This is a genomic window from Lunatimonas salinarum (assembly GCF_017811155.1).
Classification (GTDB): Bacteria; Bacteroidota; Bacteroidia; order Cytophagales; family Cyclobacteriaceae; genus Lunatimonas; species Lunatimonas salinarum.
In genome coordinates, this window is the sequence record NZ_JACVCV010000020.1 from 1 (window position 1) to 13,579 (window position 13,579).

Genomic DNA, 13,579 nt, shown 5'->3' on the forward strand with positions numbered 1-13,579 from the left:
AAGAAGAGGGTGGTCAAGATCACCGGATTGGTGGTCAAGATCACCGGAATTTACATCGGATTATTATAAAGCTCTTGAAGTCGTTTTGTAATGGCACCACTTTCAACAAATAGTAATACATCTGAATCTGTAATTCCTTGCAGATTTTTTAAAATTCCTGTTTTTGGGTCAATGTAAGTATAATCAAAGTCTATGTATTTATAGGAATCAGACATATGCCTTTTCTTCTGCAAATTTCACTAATTCGCTCAATGAAATTCTTCCTGTTACATAATCCCTGATTATTTCAACCCCTTTTGGAGTTGGTTTAAACCCTTCAAACATATTACTTCCTAAAGCATTTGCTGTGCTTTCTAATGTCTTTAGATCTGAAAATTTCACTCCCATTATAGTGAGATTATCCCTGTCAATATCGATGGTATTAAACATATGTTTTGATTTTAAACCTTCTACTAATTTACAAAATTTCTCGGACATTTACACTTATACCTCTCTGTTTTAGAATAGTGCACAACGGTATATCGCTTCCATCTAAGCGGAATTTATGGCGGAAATCCTTGTGATGCAATGAAAGTACCTAAAATCCACGAAGTTGCCAAGGCGCGGTTGGGCCCGCTTTGATGGAAGTGACTTGTTGTGTGTTGTTTTCCTCCAGGGCCCTTTTTTGCGCGTTGGCCCAATTTTGATCTAGCAGTGGAGGAAAACACGTCAGTTTCTAAAAAACGCATCCTTCACTTCACTTGCCCGGTGCTTTAGCTTTTGCAATGCCTGTAATCCTGGGATTATTGTCGTTACAAAAGCGGGGTTGCGGCCCCATCACAATCCCATCCGAGGGGCGCTATGCCTGACTTTGGGGCCCCGGAAAAAGCTGTATCGCCCGACGGATTCCGATCGCAACCCAAAGCACGGAAAGTGATTATTCGTTTTTTAGAAATTGCACCACAACGGTTCTCATATTTGCGAAGGCGGGGATTTTTAGCACAAATGTTCAATTGAAAAACTAAACTTGAACCTTGCAATAAACTTTCATAGAAGCACGCCCCCCCCGCTTTTGCAAATATGATGTTGTGTGCTGCCATTCTCATTTTAGTCTTGATTTTAGTCTTGTTAAGCCGTCATTAAGTTCGTTTATATATTTTGTTTCTTGTCTTTGCATTGCTTCAAAGAACTCAACGCATTTTTCGTTACCAATTTCACCTAATACATAATATACCAAGTCTCTATGTTCATATTCTGGAACGGTCAAAAGGTGTAAAAGAGGGATAATAGAATATTGTCCTAAATGTAGAAACGCACCAAATATTTCAGGTGCCATTTCTTCGTCCGCACATACAAACAAGTATTCAAGTAATGGTGCAATAGCTTTTTCTCCGTATGTCGTAAGAGTTACAAAGTCTCTTGAGTGTAAGTAGTAATTTATTGACTGTTCAGTATTTTTGGGTTGAAAATTATTCTCTTTAAGTTTTAAGGTTGCTTCATATTTTTCCTTGTAAGTTCCATTTATTAATTGGTTTTCAAAGTCAGAAATTGTTCTGCTGTCAGGATAGACCCTTTTCTCAACTATTGGTGGGACAAGAAAGTTTTCAAGTTTTCTGAACTTTACTTTTTCTCCATTCAAGTCAGTTGAAAGTTCATAAATGTATTCGTCAAAGTCCATATAGTAGCTGAAACTTTCTACTCTTAATGGTCTTAGGCTAAGCACTTTTTGGTCAAGGGTGCTTACAAACAAAGGGTGCTTTAAAAATTTCGGAAAAAAACGAAAGTATTTGCTTCTTTCATTTTCTAACTCAATTCCCATCTTTATCATTAGAATTTCCCCTGTCTTGTATTTTGGATTATTATTCATTCTTTGTCAGTGTCTTTTTTATGGTTGCACACAACGGTATGTCGCTTCCATCTGAGCGGAATTTATGGCGGAAATCTTTGTGATGCAATGAAAGTACCTAAAATCCACAAAGTTGCCAGGGCTCGGTTGGGCCCGCTTTGATGGAAGTGACATGTTGTGTGTTGTTTTCCTCCGGGGGGCATTTTGTGCGTTGGCCTTCATTTGATCTGGCAGCGGGGAAAACACGTCAGTTTCTAAAAAACTCATCTGTTTCTTCACTTGCCCGGTGCTTTAGCTTTTGCAATGCCTGTAATCCTGGGATTATTGTCGTTACAAAAGCGGGGTTGCGGCCCCATCACAATCCCATCCGAGGGGCGCTATGCCTGACTTTGGGGCCCCGGAAAAAGCTGAAAACTTGACTTTTTGGTCGGATTCGACTAACTTCGTACAAGTCCGTTGTGACGTTTATACGGCAACAAACACGGGTTTGAGCGGTCTAACCGCCAACGGACTTGAAAACAGCCAATTTTTTGCACTTTTCCCCAAAGCTGTATCGCCCGACGGATTCCGATCGCAACCCAAAGCACGGAAAGTGATTATTCGTTTTTTAGAAATTGCACCACAACGGTCAAGTATAAGAGCAGTAGCGGATTTCAAGGCGATTACCTGTCCGCCACCACAAAAGTTTATTGAATGCACAGACCTTGATTTTACCACTGCACCCGCTATTGCTCTTATACAATGTTGTGCGGTCGTACTTTTTCTTTTTCTGTCCGTCAGCGTTGGCAAAGACATACTCTTTTGCAATTTTTGGTTGCGGCTTGGGCTTGTGCGAATTGCAAATGTGTATGGCTTTTAGCGTTGGCTTTTCGATCTCGTTCTATTCATAATTAAACTTCCAATTAGTCCAACTCCGACAATGACGTCTACAATATTCCACATTTCTCTTCCAAGTGCTATTTTAAAAAATGGTTGAAAGAGTAGGGCAAGTCCACCGTAAATAATCATTTCTGTTTTCTGATTCTGTTCATTTGCTTTGTATGCTAATATTCCGAAACCAATGAGAGCAACAAAACGGACAAATTGATAATATCCGTATGGCATATCCAACAGGCACAAAAACAGCAGAGTTGCTAGAGCAATCTTTATCAAAGCTTCACTATTCTTCATTTTTGTCTTTAACGTTAACAAAAATATCATCATCAATTTCACTTATCAACTCAAATTCATTTGAGATATGTGTGTCAAAGAAATCATCTTGCAACCTTGATAAATAAGAATCAGTAATAATATCTTGCTCCAAATAATCTTCAAAATCAGGATGCTTATTAAGAATTGGCTCGTTGTCAATTTTCAGCTTTGAACGAATAACTTTAAAAAACTTGATTTCGCTGTATTCAACTTTATCGTCTGCTTTAATTGTGTCAATTGCAACTTCAATAAGTTTCAGTTCATTTGCTTCTGTTAATTCAGTAGTTGTAAGCTCATTGAAATAATCTTTTAAAAATTGTTGACCGTCTTTATTGATAGCAAGTAACAAAGTGTCTAATTCGGCATTGATGTCAATTTCTCCAAAGGTTTTACGTTCCTTTTGTAATTGCTTAATAAGTTTGACCTCACGTTTGTCAATATCGCCATCACAAGCCATACAAGAAAATGCAGTCTTGAGCAATAGTTTATTGAAATGTAATGTTCCCATATCTAATTGTTTTTAAAACCGATTCTTGGTCGGTCGTTATTTTCGTTTTCTTCAGCACCTTCCATTTTTGCTTTTATTGCTCTATATTTCTTTAATTCTGAAATAGTTGAGCTAGGACGAGTTAAACTAATTGTATCTAACAGTAGCTTCATTGAAATCCGTTCCTTTAAACGCAAAGCTTGTCTCGATGCTTCATCACAGATGTTCTTTATATCCACCGATGCATAATTCTCAGTAGCTTTTGCAAGCTGTAAATAATCAATACCTAATTCAACAGGTCTTTTTTGTAAGTACATTGTGAATATTGATTGGCGAGCTTCTATGTCTGGTACAGGAACATATATTTTTTTATCCAACCTACCTGCTCTCATTATTGCAGGGTCAATACTGCTTGGTAAATTAGTTGCTCCAATTATAAAAATGCCATCATCTCCGCAATTATTCATTTGTGCTAAAAACTCATTTACAGCACTTGTATTCATATGATTTACATTTGAGTTGTCGCGATTGGGAACAACTGCATCTAATTCGTCAATGAAAATGATACTTGGTGCATTTTCACGAGCTTCATCAAAAAGGTTCTTGATTTTTTCCTGTGATTCGTTTACATACTTACTCTGAATATCAGATGGTTTTAACTGATAGAAATTAAACCCTATTTCTTCTGCCATTCGTTCTGCAAAAAACGTTTTACCACAACCTGGTGGGCCATAAAGCAACATTCCGTTTGGAATGGTCAAGCCATACTCTGCATAACGTTCTTTTTCGTTTAAAGCATCAATTACATCAAGTTGGATAGTGTCTTTCAGTTCTTGCATTCCTGCTATTGCTGAAAACCCTTTTCCTTTTTTTATTTCCTTTAATTTCGGTTTAGATACTTCTTGCGGTGATGAAAGCTCTTGCACTTCCATTTCTCCGTTTATTGATTTTATGAGGTCTTTGACACTATTAAAACGACTTTCAGCATTTGGCTGTAATGCTTTGTTGATTATGTTTTGGGTTTGTTGGTCTGTAACTGACGAAAACTTTAAAGGCTTTTTTCGTTCTTCAATAACAGCATCTTCTAACTTTATGGAATCTGCTTTATATTTTGAAATTTCAACGAACCAAGGTGGTAATCCTTCTAACAAGTGATAATATAATGCACCAACCGAAAACACATCACTTTGAACTGAAAATACTTTATTGAAGGCTTCATTGGCTTGATAAAATGGATTTAATCCGTCCTTTAAAAAGTCCTTGTTGGACTGACTTAAAAAACGAGCATAACCAAAGTCAATGATTTTCGGAATTGCAATTTTTCCCGATAAATCCAACATCACATTCAAGTTTGTAATGTCGTTGTGGATAATTGGATTTTGAAGAGAATGTAAGTAGTTCAATCCGTTTAAAACGCCTGAAATGATGTTTTTAGCTTCATACGGGTTAATGGTTTGTTCTCTTTTCAATTTGTCCGCCAAGGTTTCACCACTGATGAAATCAAGAATTACGTAAGCATATTTTTGACCATCTAAAAGAAGTTCGCCACTATCAGAGTATTTAACCAAATTTGGGTGCTTGATATTCTTTAAAACCTGAATCTCTAAAACGTCACCATTTCCATCAAATTGAGTTCTGTGTAACTTTGAATAAGCAAACAGCTTCAATAATTTGGTCTTTCCTTCTTGGTCTTTTATACGATAGGTTTCGGCATAGCTTCCTTTTTTGAGAAAGAAAGTCACCTTGTAATTCTCCTTAATCGTTTGACCTTTAGCTAATATGTGCTCCTTTTGATTCATTTAATTCCTAGAAGTTGAGACGTAAAAACTCCATTCGTACTCATAATTACTTTGCATATTCTCTGTTCCATAATCAGGTAAAACGCCTGGTGCTGATGCTCTGTAAGTATATGAGCCTGATGATAAAGTCAATGTTTTTCTTTCTTGTGGCGAAAAGGTGTACAAATCATTATTCAGCTTTAAAGTAAGCGTAAGACTTGTATTGTTATGTATTTTGATAATTGGTTTTGTAGAACTTGTTTTCCCGACAGGTGTGAAAATACCATTCTCATTTTTGGGTAGCATCTTATCGAGTTGAACAAAACTCGAATGGACAAATCCTTCTTTGTTGGTTTCAATATTTAGAACCTGATAAAATCCGTTTATTTTATCTTTTGAAATAACAAAAAGTGTGGTACCTCTTGGTAAAGATGAGATAATCTCACAGCTAGTATTTGATTCAGTTCTGAAATTCACTTGTTTAGTCACATACCCTAAATAGCTCTGAGCATTTGAAAGGGTAATTATACTCAAGAATAATATCAGCGACAATATGTATTTTTTCATTTCGTATAAATTTTAACCAACCAATACAGAATCATCTCCACTTGGTTTTTCTTCTGTTGGAATCATATCATATAATGGAATTAAAATTTCTCTTAATTCCTCTTTGTCTGGACCATTTGCGATTTTTTCCATACCTGAATTAACCAATTGCCTTGCTTTGGTTGGATTACTCCAAGAGTAATCTCCAAAATTCTCATTGAAGTTTCTTATCATTCCGATAAACTGATATATCTCTGTCAATTTAAAAAAGAACATACCAATCTCTTCTAATAGTACATTTCCAAGTTTAACATCTTTAGCACGAATTACTTCATCCAATTGTGAACGAAATTGATTGACAACTTGTGTGGTTTTTTCATTGCCTAAATCATTATTTACTTTTTCTAGGCGATAAAACTCTTCTTTTAAAGTTTCTTCCAATTTTGGCCACTCGGTGGTGTCGTTCAGTTCATCAATTGTTTTTAATGACTTTCTCAAATTGGTTAAAACTTCTTGTTTGCCGTCAACATCATTTTTGTTATTCTCAAACGCTTTTTCAATTTTATCTAACTCGGCTTCAATCTTTTGTAATTGACCGTTATCAGAGTTACCATCTTGTTTTAATTCAGCAATACTTCCTTTTGCTTTTCTAATTTCATTTTCCAACCAAGATGTTTCGATTGATGAAACCGTTCTTTCAACTGTCGCTTCATAGGTGAAATCTAAATAAGGAAAGTATGCTGTAACCGTAATTTGTTCTGACCTGTCAATATTTATAGTTAAATCTACATCTTGATTTTCAGGCAGTAAGGAAGGTAAATCGGCTCCGCTTATAATAATATCCTTAACGTGGTCGTTATAAACTGCTCTGGTTCCTTCTGCTCCATAAACTCCTTCATAAATTGGAATTTTGATAAAGTCGGAATCCATTCCTGGTCGAATTTGTTTTTGGGTCTTTAATCCGTTTCTAGTTCCTACTGCTGGAATAGAATTATTTTTCTCTAAACCTTTTACGGTTACAAATCTAATCTTACCTGTTGTTCGATCTTTCAGTTCTATCCCAATACTATGAGCTAAAACCGCACTTCCGATTTTAGAACCTTGAATGACGCTGAAACTTGATGGCTCACTTTCTAAAATATTTCCTTTGTCGTCAAACAGAACAACTTCAAAAATGTTAGTTTTTCCTTCGTTTAGTTGAATCTCAACAACTTCGCCAATCGTGTTAATTTCAACCTTACCGCTTGACCAAGCTTTGTCGCCTCTGGTAACTTCTGCAAATACTTTTTCAGGAATCTCTCCTTCTGTTTTGTCAGCTAAAATCTTGATAGGAACAAATTCTTCGGTTTCCACCGTTGATGATTCATTGGCTATTTCCAATTGAATCTTTGTTTTGTCTCTGGTTTGCTCTCTTACTTCTTCTGAAACATCAACCGTTGATGCATACAAGGCTGCACCCTTTGAAACTACCGTCATTGGGTCGGCACTTGTATCGGGTTTACAAATTTGTTCTTCCAACATTTTTCTTAAAACAGGTGAAAACGTTGGGCCACCAACAAGTATTAATGAATCTAATGAAGAACCTTTAAGGTTGTTTCTTTCCAATAGGCTTAAACTAACATCAATTGCTTTTTGGAAAACGGGCGAAACCGCTCTGGCAATGTCATTTTGAGTTACGGTAATGTCTAATTCAAATTCTTCGCCTTCATCGTCTTCACCGGGAATATCTCCCAAATCAGATAAGATATTATGTGTATCATTGAATGAAAGCTTGATTTTAGTTTCTTCTGCATAAAATTTCATTGCATTACGCAGAATTTGCTTTTTTGTATCATCCGCCAAAATAGAATCAATCACAAAGTTTTCTTGGATGTATGGCAAGATAATTTCATCTACAATTGCGAAGTCTAAGTTTTTACCACCAAGATAATTATCGCCTTCGGTGTCAATCACTTTCATTATTCCTTCTTCAACTTTTAAAAGTGCTGCATCAAAAGTTCCTCCCCCGAAATCGAATACTAACCAAAAACCGTCTTTTTTATTGGAATCTAATCCGTAAGCCATTGAAGCGGCAACAGGCTCTTGCAACAATTCAATATGATTGAACCCTGCTAATTTTGCAGCTTCTCTTGTTGCTTCTTTTTGGTTGTTTTTAAAGGCTGCTGGAACAGTGATAACAATGGAATTGACATTTTCATCTTTCACGAAAGACTTCAGGGTTTTCAAAACTTCTGCTGATAATTCTTCTGAAGTCAAATCCTTTTCAAAATTAGAACTGGGATACTTTTTATCAGTTCCCATAGTCCTTTTGAATTCAATGAAAGCATTATCATCTTCTGAATCCCAACTCTTCATTGCATTCAACTTCTGTCTTTTTAGAGCATTATAAGCAGTTTGCCCAATTTGGATAGCTTTTTTCTTGTTGATATAAACACAAGAGGGCATTGTGTCTGCTTGCATATCCGTTTTTTTAATGGTTGCTTCTCCATTTTCCATTCTTGAAATAGCGGAATTCGTTGTTCCTAAATCAATTCCGTAGTCAATTTTAGTTCTTGCCATTGTTTAATGTTTTTTATTCTCCTACACTAACTTCAATTTGAGCAGCTTGGATCATTGCTCCTTTAAAGTTTACTTGTGGTTTTATGATTCGTGTAATAATTTGTTTTCCCGTTTCTAAATCTTCACTTGGGACAAAGTTTGCTGATACTTTCATACCGTCATTGTATTCTTTCCCAAGCATATCAACTAATTCGTAGCCATTAGATGCGAAATTGTCTTGAATCCGTTGCACAGAAGAATTTAACTGTTTAAGTCCTTTTGTGCTTTCATCCATTCTGCTCAAATTCTTTTGAATTCGAATAATCTCATCTGCCACTTTTAAAGCCAAAGAATGGTCGGCTTTTTCGTTGGAAGCAACTGTCTGTGATTTAGTCGTTTCTTGTTGAAGTTTAAGTTGTGTTTCCAAAACTTCTACCAATTTGTTATCCAATTTCACGCTTTCTTCTTCCAAAGAAGCTTTGGTGTTTCTGATTTGGGTTTCGACATCTGTCTTGCTTGATTTAATGCGTTTGCCCAATAGCCAATAAACCAAACCACCTAATAAAAGTGTAGCCAAAGTGGCAATAATCCAATACAAGCGGTTTTTCTCTACACTATTATCTAATTGGGCTATTTGAGTGTCTGCTTTTTGCCCTGTTTCTTGGATTTTAGTTCCAAGCTCTTTGGAATTGGTTACAATGTTTTGGCTGTTGGTTTGGATTAGTTGGCTTAAACTATCAATGGATCCATTTAGATTGGAATTTTGCTCCTGCAAAACTGAGATAGTCTTGCTCTGCTTTCCAATTATATAATTTTGGTCATTCAGCTTTTTAGTCAAAGCATTAATCTCTTGTTGTTGCTGAAATACGTTGTTTTTTATGGTTGGTATTTCCTTAACCAAAATTGAATCCTGTTGCTGTTGAGCAAAAAGATTGGTTGCTCCAAAAAAGAGCGATATGAGTACAATTTTCTTCATAGTTAATATTTTGCTACTGAAAGCTCCATTTTTAGTTTGTAAATTTTTTCTTCCTGAGTTCGGACATCTTTTTTCTTTTCTTCTTTGGCTTGCTGAATGAGCTTGTCAATTTTAGCCTGTTGTGCTTGAATTTGACTTTGCTTTTCTGAGCTTCCTCTAAACAATTTGAATTTTTGAATTTCGCTCATTTCATTTTTGGCAGACCTGATTTCTGATTCGTAATAATCAGTTTGATTTATCTCCCTTAGTTTCTTTTCTGCACTAGCTATTTCTTTCTCTAACTTTTCAGATGGTGCTAAATCAACTTTGTACTTTTTAGTGTGGATTAAATATTCATCTACATAAACTTCTATTCGATGCTCACCAATATCGTAAGTACATTCATCGGCATTTCCCCATCCTGCAAATGAGATAGTTCTTGAATTTTTATTTAGATTTTTTGTATCTAAGCGAGTGTAACCGTTTGGGGAAGATTTTTTGTTCCGATCAACTTTACCTTTTGGATTGATGTATTTAAGATAAAATGTGACGGTGCTTTCTTGCAGCACTTCTACATTGACTTTTAAACCAATGTATCGTATATACTTAGTGTAAAGTGGTTTGCTATCGGTGTTGGTTATTTCAGACGATACAATTTTGAAGGATAGTTTCGGTGGTATTCTTTTATATTTATCAATGATTCTGCTAATCACAGAATTACTTTGAGAATACTCTTTAAGCCAATTAGCTAGTTCTGTAAATTCAGATTTGAGTTCGTTTTTAGTACTTGCTTTAATTCGTTCTAAACTCTCATCGGGTAAAATTTCTTTTAGTAATTCATTCACTTTACCCCAATCAATAGAATTCTTGATATTATCTTCAACAGCGGACTGGTTAATAGTTCTGTGTCCAAGTTTTATCAATGGGTCACTCTCTTTAAGATCTTTAACTTGTTGTCTTATTTTTTGCTCATTAGTTTCATAAGCATCTTTCACGGATTGTAATAAGGCAATTGCTTGTGCAACCTCTCGGTCTCTCATTTCTTCAAGAGTGGCAAGACTGTCTTTTGCCCTATCTCTTGTTAACTTTCCAGCCGCAATTGACAACGCTGTCTCATTTAATTCCTGGGCTTGTTTTAAGGAATCATCACTCGAATCATTTTCTTGGCTTTCATTGAAATAGTCAATACCACATTGCATTATTTCATTTGCCAATTGGTCAGCTACTGCTTTGTATTTTAAGTCGCTAGTACCAAGTAATGATTTGAGAAGTGATAAATCGTCTTTTGTGTTTGTGAATAATTTTAAACCAAATTCATAAGCTCTGCTTTTGTCTGCTTTTCGTTTCTTTTTACAGCTCTCAATTTGGCTTTCGATTTTGTGTAATGGCTCTTCTGTAAACTTTTTGGAAAGATACCTTTGAGTAGTTCCGTTGCATCCGCTGAACAATTGCAATGTTTCTGAACTTGAATATTGATTTTTGAATTGCGTCAGCAATTCATCAATCAATTTTTCAGATTGTTTCTGGTTGTCAATTGTATAAGTTTCATCCGCAACAGAATGCACAAAGCTTTCAAAGTAGTCTGATTCAATCAACTTGATTTTTGCTTCAATCCCTTTTTTAATATCTAATTTGTCCCTGCTTAAGAGTTTGTATGTACCCAAATTGTTGAATGCAGAGAAGTTTTTGGAATTAACATCCTTGTCGTTTGTCACTTTCTCCCAAATTTCAAGTGCTTTTTCTTCATCACCATTTTTCAGGTATTCAATTGCGGTGTTGTCAAATGGACTGACATTTAAGAACCAAAATAAGGCATAATTTACTTTGTCTTGGTTTTGCTCAACATTTGAAAATGCTTTGTTTACAGATTCTTCCGTTCTGTCAATATTTCCGAGAAATTGAAAGTCAAAGTCTGATTTGATTTCTTTTCCAACCTTTGTGTAGGCCTTGATTTTAGTCTTTTGCTTTTGTAGTTCTCTTTCCGTTGCGTTTGAGAGAATACCTGCAATTCGATAAGGGTTATTTTGAATTAACTCCATATTTCTTCGGGCGGCTTTAAGTTCCTAAAAATACTATTCATTCTACTTCTATTTTTACGGTTTCCCATATTCTGTTCAATTTTCTGTCGAGCGTTGGCAAAAAAACAGCTCTTTTGGTTTTTTCAGCGTTGGCTTTCGTGTCGGCAAAAACCAAATGTGCTGTTTGTGCGGTTGGCTTTTCTTGTATGCCGCACAACTAGTAGCTAACCGCAATCCCTTGCGGTTAGCTGTCCTATGTACCTAGTACCTAGGCACTCTAAAGATAGGGAATTTCCGAGTATGTGCAACTAGCTTTTTCATTTCAATACCTATTAGCTACCTAAAAACCAATACAGAACGGCGGCTAGCAGGTGTCTCCTGCCGAAGGTCCGTACACCCACCCCCCTTTTAGCAAGGCCAAATCCGAATCGACCCCTAGAGTTGCGTTATCCACTTCCCCCTCCCCGATACCATGTACTTCCAAACAACCCCCTCTCTTATTGGGAAAACCGCATAAAAACGGATCCAAGTCTTCCATTACCGGGAGTCCAACGCTTGCTAAATACAAAAGTAAGGTACCAAAGCTAAAACAGATAGCCGTGTTCCTACACGTGTATAAACGTTTATACACGTGTAAAAACACGGATAAACCCCGTCCTCCCCTACAGCCTCCTAAAGCCCATGTGTCGTGATAAGGAGCGCATAAAAAAAGGCCGCCCTCTTCGGACAGCCTCTCTTTTGCATGGATAGCCGTGGGACGATCAAACGGACATTTCCGCGTCAGTCTCATAGGAAAAGAAGGATTGATCCCTCCTGGGCAGCGAAGAAACACCTCCATTGAGAAATTTATCCACCTCCACCGCGCACTCCCTGCCCTCAGCGATTGCCCACACGACGAGCGACTGACCACGTCGCATATCTCCTGCCAAGAACACGCCCGGTACGTTACTCCTGTATTTATGGGACTTGGGAAGGGAATTCTCTTGAAGCTCCACCTCAAAAGCTTCCAACAGCCCCGTCTTGGGCCCTAGGTACCCAATGGCCAAAAAGGCCAAATCACAGAGCAATACCTCTTCGGTACCGGGAATTTCCACAAATTTCATCCTTCCGTTCTCTTCCTTCCACTCAATCTCTACGATCTTAAGACCCGTCACCTCTCCTTTGTCGTTTTTCGTAAACTCCTTGGTAAGTACCGACCAAAACCGCTCAGCTCCCTCTTCGTGCGAACTGGAAGTCCGGATCGTCATGGGCCATTCCGGCCAAGGGTTCAACTCGGTACGAGCGGCAGGCGGCTTGGGCAATAGCTCCAACTGCGTAATGGACGCCGCGCCGTGTCTGTTTGAAGTACCGATGCAATCGGACCCGGTATCGCCTCCGCCAATGACAATGACATGCTTGCCCTTGGCATTGATCGGATTTTCGGCTATCTCACCGGAAACGACCTGATTCTGACGCCCGAGAAATTCCATAGCGAAGTAGACGCCCTTGGCTTCCCTGCCTGGGATAGGGAGGTCCCTTGGCTTCTGTGCACCCGTGGCCAAAACTACCGCATCATAATTTGCGAGAATATTGTCTGCTTTGACGTTAAAGCCTACCTCAGTATCCTTGCTGAAGATCACACCTTCCTCATTCATGATGTCTACCCTGCGGTCGATCACCCACTTTTCCAACTTGAAATCCGGGATACCATAACGCAGCAAGCCACCCACTTCCTTGTCCTTTTCGAAGACGGTCACCTCATGACCTGCCTGATTTAGTTGATCCGCAGCAGCCAAACCTGCTGGACCGGAGCCTATCACCGCCACTTTTTTGCCGGATCGCTCTTCCGGAATCCGTGGCTTGGCAATGCCTAGCTCATACGCCTTTTCGGCAATATTCTTTTCAATCAGCTCAATGGCTACAGGATCTTTGTTGATACCGAGCACACAGCTAGCCTCGCAAGGAGCCGGACAGATCCTACCGGTAAACTCCGGGAAGTTATTCGTACCCTTAAGGATCTGATAGGCCTGCTCCCACTCATTGTGGTACACCGCATCGTTAAATTCCGGAATCACATTTCCCAAAGGACACCCATTGTGGCAAAATGGTATACCGCAGTCCATGCACCTGGCAGCCTGCTGGTTTAGCGTCTTGGGGTCGAGTGGCTGGTATATTTCTTTGTAATCGTTTATGCGATCCTTTGGTGGTCGGGACTTAGGCAATTCCCTCTTGTATTTCAAGAAACCTTCTTTATCCGCCATA

12 protein-coding genes are annotated in these 13,579 nt (G+C 37.9%); 1 reads left to right on the top strand and 11 read right to left on the bottom strand.

The window, feature by feature from the left end; genetic code table 11:
* Nucleotides 1-207 precede the first annotated feature (207 nt).
* On the bottom strand, nucleotides 208-429 hold the full coding sequence (locus IAQ59_RS18835; RefSeq protein ID WP_209332404.1) for an antitoxin VbhA family protein: 222 nt from the start codon (nucleotides 427-429) through the stop codon (nucleotides 208-210).
* A 652-nt stretch (nucleotides 430-1,081) separates the two neighbouring features.
* Entirely contained in the window at nucleotides 1,082-1,846 is a 765-nt protein-coding gene (locus IAQ59_RS18840) for a hypothetical protein (RefSeq protein ID WP_209332405.1), read from the bottom strand.
* A 358-nt stretch (nucleotides 1,847-2,204) separates the two neighbouring features.
* Between IAQ59_RS18840 and IAQ59_RS18845 the strand changes: the two genes are divergently transcribed.
* Nucleotides 2,205-2,684, top strand: a complete 480-nt coding sequence (locus IAQ59_RS18845; RefSeq protein WP_209332406.1) for a hypothetical protein — start codon at nucleotides 2,205-2,207, stop codon at nucleotides 2,682-2,684.
* Here IAQ59_RS18845 and IAQ59_RS18850 read toward each other — a convergent pair.
* The 9 genes from IAQ59_RS18850 to IAQ59_RS18890 form a co-directional block, all read right to left on the bottom strand.
* Complete coding sequence (locus IAQ59_RS18850; RefSeq protein ID WP_209332407.1) at nucleotides 2,681-2,995, bottom strand: DUF6804 family protein; 315 nt, start codon at nucleotides 2,993-2,995, stop codon at nucleotides 2,681-2,683. The two genes, IAQ59_RS18845 and IAQ59_RS18850, sit on opposite strands and share 4 nt — an antisense overlap.
* On the bottom strand, nucleotides 2,985-3,524 hold the full coding sequence (locus IAQ59_RS18855) for a tellurite resistance TerB family protein (protein WP_209332408.1): 540 nt from the start codon (nucleotides 3,522-3,524) through the stop codon (nucleotides 2,985-2,987). Before IAQ59_RS18855 ends, IAQ59_RS18850 begins: the two co-directional genes overlap by 11 nt.
* Before the next feature lie 2 nt (nucleotides 3,525-3,526).
* On the bottom strand, nucleotides 3,527-5,302 hold the full coding sequence (locus tag IAQ59_RS18860) for an AAA family ATPase (RefSeq protein WP_209332409.1): 1,776 nt from the start codon (nucleotides 5,300-5,302) through the stop codon (nucleotides 3,527-3,529).
* Nucleotides 5,303-5,848 carry an SH3 domain-containing protein gene (locus tag IAQ59_RS18865; RefSeq protein ID WP_209332410.1) on the bottom strand — a complete coding sequence of 182 codons (546 nt, stop codon included), beginning with the start codon at nucleotides 5,846-5,848 and terminating at the stop codon, nucleotides 5,303-5,305.
* A 12-nt stretch (nucleotides 5,849-5,860) separates the two neighbouring features.
* A complete protein-coding gene (locus tag IAQ59_RS18870) occupies nucleotides 5,861-8,386 on the bottom strand; it encodes an Hsp70 family protein (RefSeq protein WP_209332411.1) in 2,526 nt (841 codons plus the stop codon).
* Nucleotides 8,387-8,399: 13 nt separating this feature from the next.
* The gene (locus tag IAQ59_RS18875; RefSeq protein ID WP_209332412.1) at nucleotides 8,400-9,341 is read right to left on the bottom strand and encodes a hypothetical protein; all 942 of its coding nucleotides are present in this window, start codon (nucleotides 9,339-9,341) and stop codon (nucleotides 8,400-8,402) included.
* Nucleotides 9,342-9,343: 2 nt separating this feature from the next.
* Nucleotides 9,344-11,359, bottom strand: a complete 2,016-nt coding sequence (locus IAQ59_RS18880) for a hypothetical protein (protein ID WP_209332413.1) — start codon at nucleotides 11,357-11,359, stop codon at nucleotides 9,344-9,346.
* A gap of 343 nt (nucleotides 11,360-11,702) precedes the next feature.
* On the bottom strand, nucleotides 11,703-12,128 hold the full coding sequence (locus IAQ59_RS18885; protein WP_209332414.1) for a hypothetical protein: 426 nt from the start codon (nucleotides 12,126-12,128) through the stop codon (nucleotides 11,703-11,705).
* Nucleotides 12,100-13,578, bottom strand: coding sequence for a glutamate synthase subunit beta (locus tag IAQ59_RS18890; RefSeq protein WP_209332415.1), 1,479 nt, complete (start codon nucleotides 13,576-13,578; stop codon nucleotides 12,100-12,102). The genes IAQ59_RS18885 and IAQ59_RS18890 overlap by 29 nt, the downstream gene beginning before the upstream one ends.
* Nucleotide 13,579: the final 1 nt, after the last annotated feature.

Excerpts from the sequence above, each read along its gene's own strand:
- IAQ59_RS18860 (WP_209332409.1), bottom strand. The coding sequence starts at position 5,302 with ATGAATCAAAAGGAGCACATATTAGCTAAAGGTCAAACGATTAAGGAG.
- IAQ59_RS18870 (WP_209332411.1), bottom strand. The coding sequence starts at position 8,386 with ATGGCAAGAACTAAAATTGACTACGGAATTGATTTAGGAACAACGAAT.
- IAQ59_RS18885 (WP_209332414.1), bottom strand. The coding sequence starts at position 12,128 with ATGAGACTGACGCGGAAATGTCCGTTTGATCGTCCCACGGCTATCCAT.
- IAQ59_RS18875 (WP_209332412.1), bottom strand. The coding sequence starts at position 9,341 with ATGAAGAAAATTGTACTCATATCGCTCTTTTTTGGAGCAACCAATCTT.
- IAQ59_RS18855 (WP_209332408.1), bottom strand. The coding sequence starts at position 3,524 with ATGGGAACATTACATTTCAATAAACTATTGCTCAAGACTGCATTTTCT.
- IAQ59_RS18865 (WP_209332410.1), bottom strand. The coding sequence starts at position 5,848 with ATGAAAAAATACATATTGTCGCTGATATTATTCTTGAGTATAATTACC.
- IAQ59_RS18890 (WP_209332415.1), bottom strand. The coding sequence starts at position 13,578 with ATGGCGGATAAAGAAGGTTTCTTGAAATACAAGAGGGAATTGCCTAAG.
- IAQ59_RS18845 (WP_209332406.1), top strand. The coding sequence starts at position 2,205 with ATGCCTGACTTTGGGGCCCCGGAAAAAGCTGAAAACTTGACTTTTTGG.
- IAQ59_RS18840 (WP_209332405.1), bottom strand. The coding sequence starts at position 1,846 with ATGAATAATAATCCAAAATACAAGACAGGGGAAATTCTAATGATAAAG.
- IAQ59_RS18850 (WP_209332407.1), bottom strand. The coding sequence starts at position 2,995 with ATGAAGAATAGTGAAGCTTTGATAAAGATTGCTCTAGCAACTCTGCTG.
- IAQ59_RS18835 (WP_209332404.1), bottom strand. The coding sequence starts at position 429 with ATGTTTAATACCATCGATATTGACAGGGATAATCTCACTATAATGGGA.
- IAQ59_RS18880 (WP_209332413.1), bottom strand. The coding sequence starts at position 11,359 with ATGGAGTTAATTCAAAATAACCCTTATCGAATTGCAGGTATTCTCTCA.